The following is a 19,877-nucleotide window of genomic DNA, read 5'->3' as shown; positions in this document are numbered from 1 at the left end:
CTTCCGTCACCTCTCATCCAGTCTATTTCCTTACGGTCACACGAATGCGGAAATGCCTAGCACTTCTCGTCCGATGATTAATTTTTGCATCTCATTCGTACCTTCTGCAATGGTAAAATAACGGATATCACGATAATATCGCTCAACTGGAAACTCCTTCGTATAGCCATATCCACCATGGATCTGCAAAGCCTCTTCCGCCACTCTTAACACGCGATCCGTTGCAAAATACTTTGCCATCGAGCACTCGACCTTTGCATCTTTTCCTTGGTCAAGCAACGTGCTCGCTTGCTGCCCTAGGAGGCGCATCGCATTGGTCAGTGTAATCATTTCACTTATTTTTTCTTGTATCAATTGAAAACTGCCGATTGGTTTCCCAAACTGATGACGTTCCTTTACGTACTTAATGGATGCATTCAGGCAAGCTTGTGAAATGCCCGTGGCGATGTATGCAACCATGGCACGCGCACTGTTCAAAAACTTCAATCCTTGTTTCAAACCTTCACCGACATCGCCGAGCACGTTTTCGGCAGGGATTTCGCTATTTTCAAAAACTAATTCAGCAAATGGACAGCTAACTGTACCCATCTTTTCAATTTTCGTCGCTAGAAAAGAAGTTTCCTCTTTATCTATGAGCAGAGCAGTGATTCCTTTATTCCCTAACGTTTTGTCCGTCTGTGCAATGACGATACCGATTTCTCCTTCCAGACCATTCGTTATAAAGATTTTTGTTCCGTTGATAACCCAATTATCTCCTTTTAACACTGCACGTGTTTCAACACTGGAAGCATCTGATCCGACATTCGGCTCTGTGAGAGCAAAGAAACCGAGCTTTTCCCCACGTAATAATGGTCCCAAATATTTTTCTTTCTGCTCTTCCGTCCCGTATTCGTAAATATGTGTGAGAACGGAGTTAGAAATACCTACCGTCGCTCTTAATGAAGGCCAAACACGGGATAATTCTTCAATCATCGTAAAATATGTTGTGTAATCCAGACCATATCCACCCGCCTCCACCGGCAACAATCCACCTAAAAATCCAAAAGGGACAAGTTTTTGTACAATCTCTTTCGTGACATACTTCTCCTGCCTTTCATATTCCTCCACCATTGGTGCAATTTCCTTTTCCAAAAACTTCGCCAAAGTTTCTTTAATCATCAGTTGCTCATCCGTTAATTGAAATGCCATTCCTAATTCCTCCTAGTTTTGTCTTCTCGCAATCATCATCGGGGTCACTCCCTCTTGAACGACCATCCCATTTTGATTGATGATTTTACGAACAAACTTCACAATCCCTCGGTCTTTTTTACTCGTTTCTTTCATTTCAACAATTTCAATTTCGAGATTAATCGTATCGTTAATTTTGATGGGCGCTAGAAACTTCCACGACTCCAAACCCAATAAAGCAATCAAGTTTTTACTCATCCGTCGATTCAGCTCTGTACGGGTAAACAGTCCGGACGAGATGGACAGTCCCAACAAACCGTGTGCAATCCGTTCTTGAAAAACCGTGTTTTTTGCATACTCCCTATCCACATGGAGCAAATTATAATCGCCGGATAAACCCGCAAAATTGACAACATCCGTTTCTGTAATGGTACGTGAAGGGGATAAAAATTTATCTCCGATTTGAAAATCTTCATAAAACAACCCGTTATCTTCCATCTTTCCTCACACCCTTCATCGTTGTAGTATCGTGACGGCACTATTCGGACCTGCCCCCATCGCATGTGCCAAGCCAAGCTTAGGATCGGCAACTTGTCGATGGCCAGCTTCTCCCCGCAATTGTAAGACAAGCTCATGAATTTGTGCCAATGCTGTCGCACCGAGCGGATGACCCCTTGATAATAGTCCACCGTCCGTATTAACCGGCAATCTCCCCATCAAATCGAAGACACCTTCGCGCAACAATTCAGGTGCCGTTCCTCTCGCACAAAAACCGAGTTTTTCAATGTCCCAAAGTTCGCCGGGTCCCATGCTGTCGTACGCTTGCACGACGTCGATATCCTTGGGTCCGTAGCCAGCCATCTCAAAGGCCTGGCGGGCTGATTTCTCTACAATGCCTTCCGAAGGATAATGCTGGACACTTGCCGTAATGCCGGATTGATATGATTCTTCTCCATATACACCCGACACCAAAACAGAGCTTGCCACATGAATCGCCCGATTGCTTTCTGGCTTGCTTGTCAAAACCATCGCGACCGCCCCATCCGCCAACGGACAACAATTCAGTAACCGAAGTGGAGAAGCTATCATTGCTGATTGGAGTACCTCCTCTGCAGAAACTTCTTTTTGAAATCGTGCATTGGGATTTAGCGAACCGTTTCGCCTATTTTTCACACTGACCCTTGCAAAATCTTCAACCGTAGCTCCGTATTGGCGCATGTATTCCATCGTTTCCAAGGCATAGTTGGCCGGTTGTACGTTAAAGCCCATTGCCAATTGCCACCCCGGAAAAGCAGTGCTTGGGATTGGTCCTCTTGGCATCTTTTCAAATCCGATAGCGAGTACCGTTTCGTATTGCCCTAATCGAATCGAATCATAAGCAAGTCGAAACGCGGTTGCTCCACTTGAACAGGCATTTTCCACATTGACGATTGGAATTCCTGTAAATCCAATTTCCCCTACTACTCGATGCCCAGAAGCTGTCCCTTGGTAGACACTACCTGCAAAAACGGCTTCAACTTCCCCCCACTTGGTTCGGGCATCCCTTAAGGCGTTTACAATCGCTTCAGATCCCATCGAGCTAGCGGATACATCCGGGAAAAAACCCCATTTTGTCGTACTTGTTCCTTGAACATATACATCTTTCCATTGAGTATTTTTACCCATCATCCCTTATCTCCTTCCCGAATAATTTCAGCTTTGAACTTGAAAGTCATAACATCATTGTCTTCTTCTTCATATAACTTCACTACAACCATCTCGACACGTTCGTCATTAGAGAGCGCCGGTTCATCAATGAGCTGTGAAAATATATTTACACCTTCATCTAGTTGCACAATTCCATATGTATAAGGAACTGCCCCTTTATAAAAACCTCCGGCCGGTTGTCTTTCCACTTTTGTTAGCATCAAGACACGCCCTTTGCCGGAAAATGTGATTTCTTCCAATGATTCTTTGTGACAATTCATACAGAAGTTCAATGTTTTCCGTGGAAAAAATACCTCTCCACACGCCTCGCATCGACTGCCCAATAAGTGCGGTTTGCCATCTGTTTCCAATTGCCAAAGGCCATCCATAACCGGAATCGTTTTTCGTTCAATTGTCGTCATTCCACTCATCCCCCGTTCGATTAGCCGAATCTTCCGCCTGTCACGTGTAAAATATCCCCCGTTATGTAAGAGGAATCATCCGAAGCGAAAAACATCACCGCATTTGCGACATCTTCCGTCGAGCCAACACGCTTAATCGGAGAATCACGTTTTTGAAGCTCTTTAATCTTTTCGCATTTTGGATGGTCCCGTAAGGCGTTCGTTTCAATCAGACCCGGCGCTACAGCATTCACTGTAATATTGTGCTTGCCCAACTCCTTTGAGAGCGCTTTCGTAAGGCCAAGAACACCAGACTTTGCAGAGGAGTAATTGGCTTGTCCTGGATTCCCCAAATACGCACGGGAAGTAATGTTGACAATTTTCCCGTATTCTTGGGAAATCATATACTCAGCCGTATACTTCGCAAAAAGGAAGGAACCTTTTAAGCAAACATTTATAACAAGATCCCAATCTTCCTCTTCCATTTCCGTGATTCTTGCATCACGGACAATTCCCGCATTGTTCACTAAAATATCAATCTTGCCAAACTGTTCCTTCGTTTGTTGTACGACAGCGATAACTTCGCTTTTTTGTGAAACATCTGCCGGCATGGAATGGGCGTTGAAACCATCTACTTGAAATTCCTTCACCGTCTCTTCACATGACGTTTCATTAATGTCGGTAATAATGACTGTAGCGCCTTCGGTAAGCATTTTACGAGCAATTTCTTTACCGATTCCATCCGCTCCACCTGTTACAATTGCAACCCGATCTTGAAATCTCATTATAAAACCCCTCCCTACTTTACTATTCACCTCATTTTACTGCTTCCCAAAAAGATCAACCATGTCAATTGACTACAATGTTTGTTTGAATTATTGTATAATTCATACTAATACATAGATTCCGAAATAAAAGTAATGAAGGGGGATATCCAATGACCACAAACGAAATCAGCTACAACGGTTTTATCGAAGAGCTTTTTCCGCTTATCCAAAGCAGTCAGTATGATGAAAATGAATGGGAAACTTTGAAAGCGAGGCTCCATGTGTATTACAAAGACGAAAAATTGCATTCCCACTTTTACGCACTTCAATCTTTGAAACAAAAGGCGGATTTCTTGAAATTCTCAACGAGTACGTTTGAAATCCTTCATCAAATTAATTTGGAAGTCGCCTCTCTCGCTCCGCTAACTGACATTCTAAATTTAAGCGCAACTCGTTTATTGAATACCTCCAAAGCGCACTATGTCCTCATCGGAATGATTGATCACGAGAAATCAAGCATGCGCATTGATGCAGTCGCAGGGGAAGAACAGTCCGACTTGTTGTGTTTTGAGGAACCCTTAGATTCAAAGTTCCAAATGGAACTGGCAGACAACAAAGAGGCTTTCATCTTATCGGATATCGCTGAACACTCCTCTTTTGAATACACTTTATTGCAACGCCTGGCGGAGAAAGACATCGTATCCCTCATCTGTTCGCCTTTAATCGCCAACGGGGAACGGATCGGCGTTGTCTTTTTAGCCCGGACCACTACGTATCATTCAAAGCAGCCATTATTGCAAATGCTCAATCACTTTTGTTACCAGACAGCACTTGCCATTTCAAACGCAAAACTGTATACGAATGAAGTTCGTGTGAGTAAGCTACACGACGAACTCTTTGAAGAAGCACTCAATAAGGGCGGTAACGAAGGAATATTACAAAGAGTGGCCAATTTCATTGAGGAATCAATTTTATTGCTTGACGAGTTTGGAAACTCCATTTATGAAGCTATGCCTCGAAACCACGCATACAACAAAGACCATTTCAATCATGTGGAACTGTATAAACGCATCCTTCATTCAAAAAATATTCATCAAGCCTTTTTTGAAGTATCGAACAACGGCCAAATTTATTCCGTTTTCACCATCACGTTGCATAATCAGACCGTCGCTTATTTAATTCTTGCAAAAAAAATGAATTCATATGATCCATTGAGCATTGTCGCAATCGGACAAGCAAAAAGCGTCTTGGCACTGCAAATAAATCAGGAAAAAACAAGCATTGAAGTCGAAAACCGATTACGCCAGGACTATCTGCACGATTTGATATCAGGCCTGGAAACAGAGGAAAATCTTATTCGAAGAGCACGTTATTTAAATATCTCTTTCGAAAAGACGTATTCCATTCTTGTTTTAAGCCCGAGAAAGAACGAAGTGGATGATACACAACAATCAAATCGAATTCTTGAAAGGTTTAGTTACATGATCGATCAAGAACTATTGCCACTCAGCATGATCCAAGGCCAGAAAATAATTCTTGTCACACCTGACGAGCATATTCGCACCGTCACGAACTTCGTGCTCCACTATACGGAGGAAAAGCATCCCGATTTACACTTCCGTGTAGGTATTAGCAATCCCATTCTACAAACAAAAGAATACCTTAGAGGATTCAACGAAGCCAAAAAAGCCTCTGAATTCGCTCATTCTTTCCAATTCAATGCACCGATTGTCCATTTCAAGGAACTCGGTATTATCGGGTTGTTATTCAATACGGAGAATCCCGAATACATGAAAGAGTTCATGGACCGTTACTTAGGAAAAATCATCGAATACGATCTCCAAAACAAGTCTGAATTACTAAAAACGTTAGAGGTTTTTTTAGATAACGAATCCGCTATCCAGCATTCCGCTAAAGAGCTCCATATCCACTACAACACTCTTCGGTACCGGTTGAATCGAATCGAGGACATCCTAGAGATCGATCTAACGCATACACAATACCGTCTCAACCTTCAAATCGCCATCATCATTCATCGGCTCGTTAAACAAGAGTGATGGAAAAAAATAGAGAGTGGAGGAATGAATACATTCCCACTCTCTATTTCTATTTGTCTGAAACAAGTATTTCTCCACATTTGTCTTCATCACATTTTGGATGGTAAAAACAATGCGATCTCAGGGAAGAAATATAAGATGAGAATCATAACAAAGATTGGAATAATGAACCGAGCCGCACCTTTAAAGATGGTTTCGAGTGAATAATCGGAAACACCTTTCAATACATAACAATTCATTCCAACAGGTGGTGTGATTAAGCCTAATTCAATGATCAATACGATTATCACTCCGAACCAAATCAAGTCCATATCCATCGCTTGAATAATCGGTAAAATGATCGGAATTGTAATAACAATCATTGCCATGGAATCCATGAATGCACCAAGAATGAGATACATGACAATGATCAACATAAAAATCACAAAGTTCGGCATCGATAGTGAATCGATAAAATCCGCCATCAGCATCGGAACTCTTGTAATCGCAAGAAAGTAATTCAAGATGAATGCAGCCAGTATAATGGCAAATAAAAACCCTGTCGTTTTTAACGTATTGGATGCGGACTCGATAAAATTCTTGAACGTCAATTTCCGATTGAGCAACGCGATGAGCATTGCTCCAAATGCACCTACTGCAGCGGCTTCCGTCGGGCTGAATAGACCGACATACATCCCCCCGATGACTAGCGTGAACAATAATATAATCCATGTCATCGATTTGAGCGAGTTAATTTTTTCTTTCCACCCACCCCCCGATGCTATAGGGGCGATGTCCGGATTTAACAGCACGGAAATATAGACCGTAAGCATATATAATCCGGTTAACATGATACCTGGAATAATCCCGGCAATGAGCAACTTACCAATCGATTGCTCGGTTAACATACCGTACACGATAAATGCCGTGCTCGGTGGTATGAGAATCCCCAACGTACCGCCTGCAACAATTGTCCCAGCGGAGAACGAGTCTTTATATCCGAATCGATCCATTTCCTTCGATGCAATCGCACCCATCGTTCCAGTAGTCGCCAAGCTAGAGCCTGAAGCAGCTGCAAAAATCGCTGATGCACCGATTGTTGCTAAACCGAGCCCCCCTCTTAGGCGTCCCATCCACAATCGGAACATCTTAAACAGCTCATTACTAATTCCTGAAACGAAAAGCAATTCCCCCATCCATATGAAGAGCGGAATCGTCGTTAATGTATAGCTAAAACTATGATCCCAAATAATGGTCTCAATCGCGGTAGTGAGTGTTTTCCAACCTTTTAAATAATAGATACCGAGAAAAGCCGGAATCGCCATGGCAATAGCAATCGGAAGTCGCAAAAACATGAGGATGAACATGACCACAATGCCCATTAATCCAATCATCTCTATAGTCACATTACCCCTCCTTTCCGGCAAACAAAATAACGATGGAACGGATGAACTTCAAAAGTACTTCTAGCCCCCACATCGTGAAACCTAATGCAATGATGAATCGAAACGGAAAATGTGGGACGCCAAGCAAATCCGTCGTTTTTATATTCCCCGTCATCGAATTCAATCCAATGTTTAAGCTTACCCATCCAATGAGGAGACAAATGATAAACGTGAAAAGATAGCTGATGACATCTGTGAATTCTTGTATTTTTTGGGGTAACCGATCGACAAGCAAACCGATTGAAATATGTGCATCTCTTTTTTGTGTGTATGCTAGCGCGAACATAATCAACACAACCATGCCTAGTTGCATAAATTCAACATCCCCCACTACAGGAGCTCCCAATTTGCGACTGATGACTGCATATGTCGTAAAGATCATCATACTCGTCATTGTGAGAATCGCTATCCACTTTCCAATTATCGTTAAAAAACCTATCCATTTTTCCACAATTCCCATTCATTTCACCTCCGTATAGAAAAATATGTCTTGATTGTTAACCAAGACATATTATGTTCCTTTTGAGTTAGAAAGGTAGTTTTAATCCAGCTTCAAGAAGCATGTCATTAAAATCTTCCATCATTTGGTCACCAGGATACCCTTTCGCATTCGCTTCTTCCACCCATTCATCCCAAAGCGTTTTTGCAGAGGCTTTAAATTTCGCTTCTTCTTCAGGAGCTAATTCAATGATCTCTCCCTTACCTTCAATTAACTTGCCCAGTTCGACATAGGCTTTGTCTAATTCCTTTTTGTGCGTCTCACTAAACAACTCAGCCAATTTTGGCCCAAGCACTTCGTCAAACATTTTTTGCAAGTCTTCGGGCAGCGATTCATAGTAATCTTTGTTCATGATTGGTATAACAGGCGTAACGGTTGTCCCCATTTTCAAGACATATGGTGCCACTTCGTAGTATTTATGACCCAAAACACCGATTGTCGAATAGAAAGCAGTATCCAAAGTACCTTTTTGCAAAGCTTCGTACGTTTCATCCAACGGAATCGATACTGGAACACCGCCCCATGCTTCTACGAGGGGGACATCCGATTTACCTTGGACTCTCATTTTCAATCCTTTTATGTCTTCAATTTTTCTAACTGGCTTTTTGGAGAATAAATTATATGGATCTGTTACAAAGCTTCCACCTAAATAATGAACTTCCTCTTCAATCGCATCGACAGCGTATTTTTCCCCGAACTTCGTCATGATTTCACTGCCTATCGTAGAATCTGGGAAAGCGAACGGTAAATTCCCAATCGTATAAGGGAAGAAGATACTATCAAAATAATAAGTTGAAATGACCGGCGCTAAATCGGCTATGCCGCCTTGAGTATCCTCAAAAGCTGAAGTCGCCTTCCCCAAAGTCCCTCCATGAAATACATTCACCTTCACCCGTCCATTTGTTTCTTTTTCCACAAATTCCGTCCACGGTTCATAAACGTTGTACACATAGTGATGCGTGGAAGGCTGGATGTTACTGACGTTCAATTCGTAGACTTTTTCAGTGTTTGTACCATTTGTACTTTCTGAACTACTGTCCTTTTCAGTATTACAAGCACCAAGAATTAATATTAACACCAAGCTTAACATGCCAAAAATCTTTTTCATCTGTACCACTCCTTTTCCAATGTAAGTAACCGCTTTCATTCTTAGTTCAAACTAAAAGTGCAAATCGCCTTGCAACATCTTCTTTGCAATTATTCTTTTTTGAATCTCGGTTGTCCCATAAGGAATACGCATCATCCTTGCCCATCTCCATGCTTTCTCAAGTTTCAATTCATTTGTTAATCCCATCCCTTCGTGAATTTGCATGCATTTATCAATCACCCTTTGTGCCATTTCCGTACAGAATGCTTTGATTATCGAAATTTCCTTGATTGGTAAATCGGATTGATTTTCCATCTTCCATGCACAGTTTAACAATATATTATGTCCGGCGTAAATATCAATTGCACATTCAGCTAACATCTTTGGAATCGCTTGGTGATTTCCAATTGTCATACCGAACGTTTTGCGTTCATTTTCCAACTCACGTTTATATTTTTCTTGATGTGGGACAACTTCCGTTTCAATAAATTTGTTCAGTGCCGAAATTATTTCTTTCACTCCATAATTTACAGTGAAGTCCAAACAGAATTTATCTCTTGAATTATCAAACTATCCTTACCTACAAATGAATTCTACAGAGTAAGAAATGACTCTTCTACGTCAAAAACAAACAAATATTATCATCTCATTTGTAGGGTACATACATAAGTAAACAATTAGAAAACTTATCCAATCGGAGAATAAATTTCGATCGGGTATGAGTAAAATGTTTGTGGGTGGATAAATGGAGAGGAAACCAAGCGTTTGCGTAGTAGATTTAAAAGCACGAAAAAAAAAAAGAACTACAAACGTTGTTACAACGTTTGTAGTTCTTTTTAATTTCCTAACTACTTAAAAAAGTCTTAATTACGTCCCAGGAGGGATTCGAACCCCCGACCGATGCCTTAGAAGGGCATTGCTCTATCCAGCTGAGCTACTGAGACAAACACCTGCAACCACAGGCACAAGAACTATTATATGCATAATCCAAAGATAAGTCAACACTATTTCATAAAACTATTTATTTAATATTATTTCGTCTATTATGTCGTCGTTCATACTATAAAAACTTACAGTATAAACATCAGTGATTTCAATGACTGCGTATGTTGCTTCCCTTCCACCACGTGGTTGGGTCGTGCTTCCCGGATTAACAAACAATACACCGTTGATCATCTCCGCACCATATAAATGAGAATGTCCGAATAATGCAATGGTTGCTTGTTGTTCAGCTGCTGCGTAAGAAAGGGTAAGCATAGAGCGCTTGACGTCGTGCTCATGGCCGTGGACGATGAATACAGTCTCATCGCCCATCTTTTGTACAATGCTCGCTGGAAATTGATCATCACCGTCACAGTTACCACGAACAATATGGATTCCATTAAGCAATGGATCATTTGCCAATAATTCACTATCACCACAATGGAATATTGCCTCTGCTTGCAATGTTTTAATCTGCTTCACTGTATTTACATCGCCATGTGAATCACTTAAAACAAGTAACTTCATTTCATTTCACCAAACTTCGCAATAAATTCTGGTAGCCGTTCTTTTAACTGAGCTAAAGCCGCTCCGCGATGAGAGATGGCACTTTTCTCTTCTGCAGATAACTGTGCCATGGTCTTTTCTTTACTAGGCACATAAAATATTGGATCATAGCCGAATCCATTCGTTCCTTGTCGATGATCTGTAATGAAGCCTTCACAGCTACCGGAATAAGTAGTTGTCTCGATAGTAGGACCCGCAATCGCTAGAACGCACCGAAAACGGGCTTGACGCGCCGTTTCAGGTACTTCTACAAGATTAGCTAGCAACTTATCGATATTCGCTTCATCGTTCGAAGGCTCGCCTGCATAGCGTGCAGAGTAGACACCTGGCTCACCATTCAATGCATCAACTTCTAGCCCACTGTCGTCTGCAATTACTACTTTCCCTAGTAAATTTGCAACAGTCTCAGCTTTTAGTATGGCATTTTCAACGAAAGTGGTACCCGTTTCTTCAACATCAATCGATTCTTCGATATCCTGCAATGTCAACACCGTGATACCTAAAGGGCGAAAGAGAACTTCAAAGTCTTTCGCTTTACCTGTATTATTCGTTGCGATTAATACTTCTTTCATTGCGCCTCGCCTACCTGTTGCCCAATCTTATCCGCCAACTCGCCTAATACTTCTTTTTGAATTGCAATCAATTGTTCAATTCCCGATTCAGCCAATGTCAATAAATCATTCATTTCTGCTCGGGAAAAAGTAGCTTCTTCACCCGTCCCTTGGAGTTCCACGAATTGGCCTTGTCCTGTCATCACCACATTCATGTCGACGTCGGCAGAAGAATCCTCTACATAGTCAAGATCCGTGATCAATTGACCGTCAGCTAGTTTACCAACACTTGTAGCAGCTAAGAAGTCACGAACGGGGAATACAGGCAATTTCTTTTCGATTTGCAATTTATTTGCTGCAATGACCAATGCAACGAATGCACCTGTAATCGAAGACGTCCGCGTTCCGCCGTCTGCCTGAATGACATCACAATCGATCCAAATTGTCCGCTCACCTATAGCATCCAAATCAACGACTGCACGCAAAGCTCGTCCGATTAAACGCTGGATTTCCATCGTACGACCGCCTACTTTACCGCGGGATGATTCACGGATTGTCCGTTGTCCTGTAGCCCGTGGCAACATGGAATATTCAGCTGAGATCCACCCTTTTCCACTATTACGCATAAACGGCGGTACCCGATCTTCAATCGTCGCTGTACAAATCACTTTAGTATTGCCAACTGAAATCAGTACGGAACCTTCTGGATGTATCAAATAATCTTTCTCTATCGTTACTGTACGAATATCTTCTGTTGCTCTTCCATCATGTCGCATACAATATCCTCCATTTTGATTCAATTATTTAGTGTGACGTACTCATCAAATCTACGTTCAATCCATCTTACCATATTCACAGCAAAAAACCCGAAAACGATGTACAGTTTTCGGGTACTGCCCTATCCTTTAAAAAGTTAACTTGCGTACGTCTGGCTGGGGAATGGCAAGCCAATCTTCAACGATGGCTTGAAACTTTTCCATCGAGCCTGTCGTGTAAAATATCGGCTCTTCCGCTGAAATAGATAGTAATTGCTCATCTTTTAGAATCCGTTCCACATCAATCACAGTCTCCGCCGCTGACGAAATAACATTTTTTTTATTGGAGAAATGCGCTTCGATATGTTCTTGCAATAATGGATAATGCGTACAGCCAAGTATTACAGAATCAAACGAATCGTTATGCAAGGGCAGTAATGTCTTGTCAACTATATCCTTTGCAGCCTGTGTACGATATTCTCCACTTTCAACGATGGGCACAAATTCCGGACATGCGAGTGAATAGACTTTTGCTTCCTTCTTTAAAGCCTGTATCGCTTGGTCATACGCTTTACTGTTCACGGTGCCCTCTGTACCAAGCACAGCAATTTCACCTGTTTGCGACGCATTGACAGCTGCTCTTGCCCCTGGCTCAATAACACCGACAACCGGAAAATCAAATTGCTTTCGTACTTCTTCTAACGCGATAGCTGTCGCAGTATTACACGCAATAACAAGCATTTTTATACCCATTTGCGCCAAACTGTTGACCATCTCTATCGTAAATTGCAATACTTCTTCGGCGGACCGTGGACCATACGGACAACGTGCGTCATCGCCAATATAAATAATAGGTTCATTCGGTAGGTGGTGGCGTAACTCTCTTACAACTGTCAATCCGCCGACTCCCGAATCAATTACTCCAATAGGTGCATTCAATGTAATCCCTCAATCTCTTGTCATCTGTTCATGTAGTTTAGCCAGCAATCCTGAAAACTGCTGAATTTCTTGCTCATTTGAATTTACAAGAACATCTTGTAAATACTCTTGTCTCTTCTGTATGACCTCTTCAATAATCCGTATTCCTTCAGGTAATAAATGGACACGGACCACCCGACGATCCTTTTCATCCCGCACGCGTTTCACTAGTTGACTATTTTCCATCCGGTCTACTAAATCCGTCGTGGTGCTGAATGCAAGGAACATTCTATTGGATAGATCTCCGATGGTCATATCACCATATTCCAACAACCATTGAAGAGCGCTGAATTGAGGAGGTGTAATAGTAGAGTTTTTTAATATTTTTCGACCTTGTTCCTTAATGATGGACGCAATGTATCGCAAATCTTTTTCCATCTTTACGATATCATTCGGTACGTTTTTCTGTTCATTCAACAAAAAATCAGCTCCCTGAAATGAGTCCTATCTTTTCATTGTACCGTTTTCATTGATGAACGCAACATTTTTTCCTTCGATTTTAAGCTAGAGAAGAAGTGATTGACACTGATTGCACAAAATTGATCTACTATCGTAAGCTGGGTATCATTTTAGTTCAGCTGTAATTCTCCCAATCGCAATAATTCGACTATAGCCTGTGCTCTGCCTGATACACCCAGTTTTTGAATTGTATTCGAAATATGGTTTCGTACGGTTTTCTCACTAATGGTCAGCTGTCCAGCAATTTCTTTTGTTGTAAAATCGTTTACCAGCAAAGTGAAAATTTGTCGTTCCCGATTTGTTAATAAAGAACGGTTTTGCATTTCATCCAAGATGCGCCCCTCCTCTTTACGCTTTCCCCTTAGGATATGTAAGCGTAAGGGCGGCTGTGTAGGCTTTTACGAGTTTTCAAGAAACAACTGTTTTTCTTCCTCTGTCCATGCAACAGGCCTACCATCACTTTTTCCAATTTGAACGATAGCGCCTCTACCTGTAAAGACGATTTCATCACGTTCATTTGTAGCCATATAATGTAGATCAACTGAACTTGTGCCCATAGTATTAGCCTTTACATGGATCTGTAGCTTTTCGTCAAAGTACACTTGCTTTACGAAATCGCATTGCAAATCCGCTACTATTGGAATAGTTTCACCTTTCGGATCAATCCACTTCGCCATATGGTTTAAGTGTTTCAAAAACTCAATTCTAGCATATTCAAAATATGCAAATACCTTCGTATTATTCAAATGTCCATACATATCTGTCTCTGAAAAACGTACTGAAACATCTGCATGAAAATGAAATCTTTCTACCCATTCCTCTAAATCGTCAATATAACTTGCTCTCATTTACATACACCCCTTTTTAATGAATCATCATTCATTATATCAAAATACAAGTTAACGTCAATTAACATTTATTACACTGATGATTACTAAAGAGTTGAAGACCTCGTGAAGAATTCTTTCTAAAAAGAACAATCACAAGCTAACTCATATAGTCGACAAGCTGTAAACGCCAAAAAACTGTCCAGAAGTCATAGACTTCTTGGACAGTTTGGTTTGTAGAAATTAATCTACTTGATGGTCACTTCCGAAGAAGTTCTTGAACATTTGGATCGTTGTCGCTCTACCAATTGCACCGATAGAAGTCGTCAATGGAATTCCTTTAGGACAAGCAACTACACAGTTTTGTGAGTTACCGCACTCAGTGATTCCTCCGTCTCCCATAACAGTAGCCAAACGCTCATCTTTGTTCATTGCGCCTGTCGGATGTGCGTTGAAAAGGCGTACTTGTGACATTAATGCAGGACCCATGAAGTTCGTCTTGTCGTTGACGTTCGGACAAGCTTCCAGACATACTCCGCAAGTCATACATTTAGACAATTCATATGCCCATTGACGCTTACGTTCAGGCATACGAGGACCTTCACCAAGATCATACGTACCATCGATCGGAACCCATGCTTTGATACGCTTTAACGAATCGAACATGAATTCACGGTCAACAACCAAGTCACGAACGACTGGGAATGTACGCATAGGCTCAAGTTTTATAGGTTGTGTTAACTGATCAACCAGCGCAGTACATGACTGACGAGGGCGACCATTAATAACCATTGAACATGCACCACATACTTCTTCCAAACAGTTCATATCCCAGTTAATAGGAGTCGTTTTTTCACCTTTAGCATTTACTGGGTTACGTCTGATTTCCATTAAAGCCGAAATTACGTTCATATTCGGACGATATGGAACTTCAAATCTTTCAACATAAGGGCTTGAAGTGGCAGTATCTTGACGATGAATGTCAAACACGACAGTTTTTGTAGCAGTTGCTGTTTGTTGTTCGCTCACTTTTGTCAATCTCCTTTCTTCGCTGAGTAATCGCGGATACGTGGAGGAATGATAGATGTATCTACATCTTCATATGAAATAATTGGTGCAGAGACTCCATCAAATTCCGCAATTGTTGTTTTCAAGAAGTTCTCATCGTCACGATTCGGGAAGTCTGGCTTATAGTGCGCGCCACGACTCTCATCACGATTCAATGCACCTAAAGTGATTACACGTGCTAGATATAGCATGTTTTTCAACTGACGTGTGAACATAGCTCCTTGGTTAGACCATTGCTGTGTATCCGTAATATTAATGTTTTCATAACGCTCAAGTAACTCGACAATTTTCTCGTCTGTCTGCTTCAATTTATCATTGAAACGAACAACCGTTACGTTGTCTGTCATCCACTCGCCAAGCTCTCTGTGAAGAACGTACGCATTCTCTGTACCGTCCATCTTAAGAGTGTCTTCCCATTTCTGTTGCTCTTCTTTCACTGCATCTTCGAAGATTGTGCCAGGAAGTTCATCAGCTGTACGCTTCAGATGCTTCATGTAATCGATAGCGTTTGGTCCTGCGACCATTCCACCATAGATAGCAGATAGTAACGAGTTAGCACCTAGACGGTTTGCACCGTGCTGTGAGTAATCACATTCGCCTGCTGCGAATAGGCCGGGAATGCTTGTCTGCTGGTGATCGTCAACCCATAGTCCACCCATTGAGTAGTGAACAGCCGGGAAGATTTTCATCGGCAATTTACGCGGATCGTCTCCTGTGAACTTTTCATAAATCTCGATGATTCCACCAAGTTTAATGTCTAGTTCTTTAGGATCCTTGTGGGATAGATCCAAGTACACCATGTTTTCACCGTTGATACCTAGTTTTTGGTTTACACATACGTCAAAAATTTCACGTGTTGCGATATCCCGTGGAACTAAGTTACCATAGTCCGGATATTTTTCTTCCAAGAAGTACCAGGGCTTCCCATCTTTATATGTCCAAACTCGTCCACCTTCACCGCGTGCAGATTCACTCATTAGACGAAGCTTGTCATCTCCAGGAATCGCTGTTGGGTGAATTTGGATGAATTCGCCGTTTGCATATTTTGCACCTTGCTGGTATACGATAGAAGCTGCAGAACCTGTGTTGATCACAGAGTTTGTAGACTTACCAAAGATAATACCAGGGCCGCCTGTTGCCATGATGACAGCATCCGCTTTGAATGCTTGGATTTCCATTGTCTTCATGTTTTGGGCTTTGATCCCACGGCACGTACCCTCTTCATCTTTAATGATTCCAAGGAATTCCCAGTGCTCATATTTTTGAACTAATCCTGCTACCTCGTGAGAACGCACTTGTTCGTCAAGAGCATAAAGTAACTGTTGTCCAGTTGTTGCACCTGCATATGCTGTACGGTGGTGAAGTGTACCACCGAAACGACGGAAATCCAAAAGACCTTCTGGCGTGCGGTTAAACATAACACCCATACGGTCCAATAAGTGGATGATTCCAGGAGCTGCTGCCGTCATTGCTTGTACTGGTTTTTGATTCGCTAGGAAGTCTCCACCGTAAACTGTATCATCAAAGTGAATGTCGACGGAATCGCCTTCACCTTTCGTATTTACAGCACCGTTAATGCCGCCTTGGGCACATACGGAGTGGGAACGTTTTACTGGTACTAGCGAGAACAAGTCAACCGGTACACCAGCTTCTGCTGATTTGATGGTAGCCATTAGTCCAGCTAGTCCTCCACCGACGACAATCAATCTGCCTTTTGCCATTATTGTGTCACTCCTCAATTATACGTAATTTCATTAGTTATTAGTTATTTACACAAAAGCTAGAAGTGCTTGAATTCCAATTACAGAAAGTATTAAGAATATAACGATTGTGATGTAAGATACGATTTTTTGTGATCTTGGTGATTGTGCAATTCCCCAAGTAACACAGAAAGACCATAATCCGTTTGCTAAATGGAAAGTAGCAGATACAACACCTACGATATAGAATACAAGCATAAGTGGATTCGATAAAATATCGACCATCATGTTGAAGTCTACTTCAGTTCCAAGCGCTTTTTGAATACGAGTTTCGTATACGTGCCATGCAATGAAGATGACGAGGAATACACCCGTAAAACGTTGGAGTGTGAACATCCAGTTACGGAAAGTACTGTAATGGCCCACATTGTATTTCGCTGAGAAAGCTATGTACACTCCGTAAAAAGCGTGGAACATGAGTGGAATGTAAATAATAAACCATTCCAAGAAAAGTACAAACGGCAAGTTCCCCATAAAATTAGATGCTGTGTTGAATGCTTCCTCACCGCGCGTTGCAAAATGGTTAATTACTAAGTGTTGGGCAACAAAAAGTCCAACTGGAATTACACCAAGCAACGAATGTAGACGGCGTAAGAAAAAATCTGTTTCTTTCGACAAGTCTTTTACCCTCCCTTATTTCTGAGATTATACTGTAGTGATGCGGTTCTCTATCTAGTTCGCATTCGCCAGTATCTCTCTTCGTGGTACAATATGATAACATGTATATTGTACTCCTCTGTATTGGACAGGTCAAGACGCTGTGAACTTTTCATAGTAGATTATGATTTTTCCAAAAACGTCGAATAACACTTCACTTTCTCCTATGATCTGACAACACTTGACATAGTTTGAAGCCCATACGAATAAGGGTTAGAAAGATTATCATTTGTTTTGTTCGCATTACATAACGCATTTATTTACAAAATATAAGTCTTTGAAAAAAATAACTGATTATTCAAATAAAGTATACCGAAACTCAAACCTCTATCAATAATCTGATCACTAAACACTAATGAAAGCCCCTTGATTTTTATTCAATCAAGGGCTTTTCAGACTTCTCAGGTTGCTGGAAATGAGCGAATAGCTCTTCAGCTACTTTCTGTGGCATCCCTGCTTCTTTTAATTGTTCAGATGTTGCTTCGCGTATGGCTTTCACTGTTTTAAAATGTTTCAGTAATTGCTGTTTACGTTTTGGTCCAACTCCTTCAATTCCATCGAGTGAAGAAGTCAGTGAAGATGCCCCCCGCCGCTGTCTATGGAACGTAATAGCAAATCGATGGACTTCATCTTGGACGCGTTGTAACAAGTAAAAAGCTTCACTCGTTTTCTTTAACGGAACAACCTCCGGCGGATGACCGTACAACAACTGCGCTGTATTATGTTTATCATCTTTTGCTAGTCCAGCTATTGGAATGGAAAGACCCAGTTCATCTTCCAACACTTCCCGAGCGATTTCCATCTGTCCTTTCCCACCATCAATGACAATTAAATCAGGTAAAGGCAACTGATCTTTTAAGACACGTGTATAGCGTCGTCTAACCACTTCACGCATCGCACCATAATCATCATGCGCTGCAGCAGTTTTAGTTTTATATTTCCTGTAATCTTTTCTATTTGGTCTTCCATCTACAAATGATATCATCGCGGATACCGGTTCCACGCCATGTGTATGCGAGTTATCGAAAGCTTCGATGCGAAGAGGCGTACTGATATTCATCGCTTCTCCAAGCTCTTCACATGCACCAATTGTACGTTCTTCTTGGCGTTCAATTATTTGGAATTTAGCATTCAATGCAATGGATGCATTCTTGGCAGCGAGTTTGACAAGTTCTTTTTTCTTTCCACGTTGTGGGATCAACACATTCGTATCGAGTAATTGATCTGCTAATGTAACATCAACAGTTTCCGGTAGAAGTACTTCTTTCGGCAATAAATGTTGGGCTTCTCCATAGAAACGGCCGAGATATGTTAGTAATTCATCTTGCGGATCTTGATAGGCCGGAAAAATAGAGACATCCCGTTCTATCATCTTACCTTGTCTGACGAAGAATACTTGCACACACATCCAGCCTTTATCCACTGCATAGCCAAAAATATCACGATCTGTAAAATCATTCGCATTCATATTCTGCTTTTCCATAACGGTTTCAATGTTAGTAATTTGATCGCGATATTCTTTCGCACGTTCAAATTCTAATTCTTCCGCTGCTGTATTCATTTTTTGCTGAAGTTCCTTTTTGACTTCTTTATAGCCGCCATTTAGGAATCGTGTAATGTCTGCAATCATTTCAGTATAAGCATCGGCAGGTACCTCTTTAATACAAGGTGCAAGACATTGACCGATATGATAATACAAACACGCGCGTGTAGGAATACTTTGACATTTGCGGTATGGATATAAGCGATCCAGTAATTTTTTTGTTTCATGCGCGGCCGTAGCATTTGGATAAGGTCCAAAATACTTGCCTGACTTCTTATTGACTTTACGCGTGATAATTAACTTCGGATGACGTTCGTTAGTGATTTTCAAGTAAGGATATGTTTTGTCATCTTTTAGCATGATGTTGTACTTTGGATCGTACTTCTTTATCATGTTCAATTCCAAAATTAATGCCTCAATTTCAGAATTGGTAACTATATATTCAAAATCCTCTATTTCTCCGACCAATCGCTGTGTCTTGCCATCATGGGAACCCGTGAAATAGCTACGCACACGGTTTTTTAACACTTTTGCTTTCCCTACATAAATGACAGTACCTTGACGATCCTTCATCAAATAACAACCCGGCAATTCGGGGAGGATCGAAAGTTTATGTTCAATGATTTCATTCATTATTTTCACC

At 41.4% G+C, this 19,877-nt stretch carries 21 protein-coding genes and 1 tRNA gene; 1 reads left to right on the top strand and 21 read right to left on the bottom strand.

The genetic code is table 11. The annotated features are described in order from the left end of the window. Window positions 1-36: 36 nt before the first annotated feature. The 5 genes from CSV70_RS05385 to CSV70_RS05365 are packed head-to-tail and all read right to left on the bottom strand — an operon-like array spanning window position 37 to window position 4,039. Window positions 37-1,188 (bottom strand): acyl-CoA dehydrogenase family protein, encoded by a 1,152-nt coding sequence (locus CSV70_RS05385; protein WP_085131128.1) that lies wholly within the window; start codon window positions 1,186-1,188, stop codon window positions 37-39. A 12-nt stretch (window positions 1,189-1,200) separates the two neighbouring features. After that, on the bottom strand, window positions 1,201-1,665 hold the full coding sequence (locus CSV70_RS05380; protein WP_085131129.1) for a MaoC/PaaZ C-terminal domain-containing protein: 465 nt from the start codon (window positions 1,663-1,665) through the stop codon (window positions 1,201-1,203). 15 nt (window positions 1,666-1,680) lie between these two features. Further along, a complete protein-coding gene (locus tag CSV70_RS05375; protein ID WP_085131130.1) occupies window positions 1,681-2,835 on the bottom strand; it encodes a thiolase family protein in 1,155 nt (384 codons plus the stop codon). Further along, window positions 2,832-3,275: a Zn-ribbon domain-containing OB-fold protein gene (locus CSV70_RS05370; protein ID WP_158232282.1), complete on the bottom strand. Its 444-nt coding sequence runs from the start codon at window positions 3,273-3,275 to the stop codon at window positions 2,832-2,834. Before CSV70_RS05370 ends, CSV70_RS05375 begins: the two co-directional genes overlap by 4 nt. Window positions 3,276-3,295: 20 nt before the next feature. Continuing rightward, window positions 3,296-4,039 (bottom strand): SDR family NAD(P)-dependent oxidoreductase, encoded by a 744-nt coding sequence (locus CSV70_RS05365; RefSeq protein ID WP_085131132.1) that lies wholly within the window; start codon window positions 4,037-4,039, stop codon window positions 3,296-3,298. 152 nt (window positions 4,040-4,191) lie between these two features. On the opposite strand from CSV70_RS05365, the gene CSV70_RS05360 reads away from it, so the two are divergent. Continuing rightward, window positions 4,192-6,078 (top strand): helix-turn-helix domain-containing protein, encoded by a 1,887-nt coding sequence (locus CSV70_RS05360; RefSeq protein WP_085131133.1) that lies wholly within the window; start codon window positions 4,192-4,194, stop codon window positions 6,076-6,078. Window positions 6,079-6,167: 89 nt separating this feature from the next. Here CSV70_RS05360 and CSV70_RS05355 read toward each other — a convergent pair whose 3' ends face one another. From CSV70_RS05355 to uvrC, 16 genes are all read right to left on the bottom strand, one after another. Then, window positions 6,168-7,463 (bottom strand): TRAP transporter large permease, encoded by a 1,296-nt coding sequence (locus CSV70_RS05355; protein WP_085131134.1) that lies wholly within the window; start codon window positions 7,461-7,463, stop codon window positions 6,168-6,170. Between the two features lies 1 nt (window position 7,464). Beyond that, the gene (locus tag CSV70_RS05350; protein WP_085131135.1) at window positions 7,465-7,962 is read right to left on the bottom strand and encodes a TRAP transporter small permease; all 498 of its coding nucleotides are present in this window, start codon (window positions 7,960-7,962) and stop codon (window positions 7,465-7,467) included. Window positions 7,963-8,029: 67 nt separating this feature from the next. Next, the gene (locus CSV70_RS05345; RefSeq protein ID WP_158232281.1) at window positions 8,030-9,109 is read right to left on the bottom strand and encodes a TRAP transporter substrate-binding protein; all 1,080 of its coding nucleotides are present in this window, start codon (window positions 9,107-9,109) and stop codon (window positions 8,030-8,032) included. A 51-nt stretch (window positions 9,110-9,160) separates the two neighbouring features. Continuing rightward, a complete protein-coding gene (locus CSV70_RS05340; RefSeq protein WP_232319193.1) occupies window positions 9,161-9,631 on the bottom strand; it encodes an acyl-CoA dehydrogenase family protein in 471 nt (156 codons plus the stop codon). Between the two features lie 327 nt (window positions 9,632-9,958). After that, window positions 9,959-10,032 (bottom strand) — tRNA-Arg (locus tag CSV70_RS05335). Between the two features lie 73 nt (window positions 10,033-10,105). Further along, window positions 10,106-10,597 (bottom strand): metallophosphoesterase, encoded by a 492-nt coding sequence (locus CSV70_RS05330; protein ID WP_085131137.1) that lies wholly within the window; start codon window positions 10,595-10,597, stop codon window positions 10,106-10,108. Continuing rightward, on the bottom strand, window positions 10,594-11,208 hold the full coding sequence (locus tag CSV70_RS05325) for an XTP/dITP diphosphatase (protein ID WP_085131138.1): 615 nt from the start codon (window positions 11,206-11,208) through the stop codon (window positions 10,594-10,596). Before CSV70_RS05325 ends, CSV70_RS05330 begins: the two co-directional genes overlap by 4 nt. Next, a complete protein-coding gene (rph, locus tag CSV70_RS05320; RefSeq protein WP_029052969.1) occupies window positions 11,205-11,963 on the bottom strand; it encodes a ribonuclease PH in 759 nt (252 codons plus the stop codon). The genes CSV70_RS05325 and rph overlap by 4 nt, the downstream gene beginning before the upstream one ends. A gap of 129 nt (window positions 11,964-12,092) precedes the next feature. Beyond that, window positions 12,093-12,881 carry a glutamate racemase gene (racE, locus tag CSV70_RS05315; RefSeq protein WP_085131139.1) on the bottom strand — a complete coding sequence of 263 codons (789 nt, stop codon included), beginning with the start codon at window positions 12,879-12,881 and terminating at the stop codon, window positions 12,093-12,095. 9 nt (window positions 12,882-12,890) lie between these two features. Further along, on the bottom strand, window positions 12,891-13,298 hold the full coding sequence (locus tag CSV70_RS05310) for a MarR family winged helix-turn-helix transcriptional regulator (protein ID WP_085133535.1): 408 nt from the start codon (window positions 13,296-13,298) through the stop codon (window positions 12,891-12,893). A 191-nt stretch (window positions 13,299-13,489) separates the two neighbouring features. Next, a complete protein-coding gene (locus CSV70_RS05305; protein WP_085133536.1) occupies window positions 13,490-13,702 on the bottom strand; it encodes a helix-turn-helix domain-containing protein in 213 nt (70 codons plus the stop codon). A 75-nt stretch (window positions 13,703-13,777) separates the two neighbouring features. Next, complete coding sequence (locus CSV70_RS05300) at window positions 13,778-14,227, bottom strand: acyl-CoA thioesterase (protein WP_085131140.1); 450 nt, start codon at window positions 14,225-14,227, stop codon at window positions 13,778-13,780. Between the two features lie 222 nt (window positions 14,228-14,449). Beyond that, a complete protein-coding gene (gene sdhB / locus CSV70_RS05295; RefSeq protein WP_198166058.1) occupies window positions 14,450-15,244 on the bottom strand; it encodes a succinate dehydrogenase iron-sulfur subunit in 795 nt (264 codons plus the stop codon). Then, window positions 15,241-16,995 carry a succinate dehydrogenase flavoprotein subunit gene (gene sdhA, locus CSV70_RS05290; protein WP_085131142.1) on the bottom strand — a complete coding sequence of 585 codons (1,755 nt, stop codon included), beginning with the start codon at window positions 16,993-16,995 and terminating at the stop codon, window positions 15,241-15,243. The genes sdhB and sdhA overlap by 4 nt, the downstream gene beginning before the upstream one ends. 48 nt (window positions 16,996-17,043) lie before the next feature. Then, on the bottom strand, window positions 17,044-17,652 hold the full coding sequence (locus CSV70_RS05285; protein ID WP_085131143.1) for a succinate dehydrogenase cytochrome b558 subunit: 609 nt from the start codon (window positions 17,650-17,652) through the stop codon (window positions 17,044-17,046). Window positions 17,653-18,064: 412 nt separating this feature from the next. Next, window positions 18,065-19,867: an excinuclease ABC subunit UvrC gene (gene uvrC, locus CSV70_RS05280; RefSeq protein ID WP_099626809.1), complete on the bottom strand. Its 1,803-nt coding sequence runs from the start codon at window positions 19,865-19,867 to the stop codon at window positions 18,065-18,067. Window positions 19,868-19,877 lie beyond the last annotated feature (10 nt).

It is taken from the genome of Sporosarcina sp. P25 (genome assembly GCF_002743235.1).
GTDB classification, from domain to species: Bacteria; Bacillota; Bacilli; order Bacillales_A; family Planococcaceae; genus Sporosarcina; species Sporosarcina ureae_B.
The sequence above is the reverse complement of the archived record's forward strand: the minus strand, read 5'-3'. Positions and strand labels throughout refer to the sequence as shown.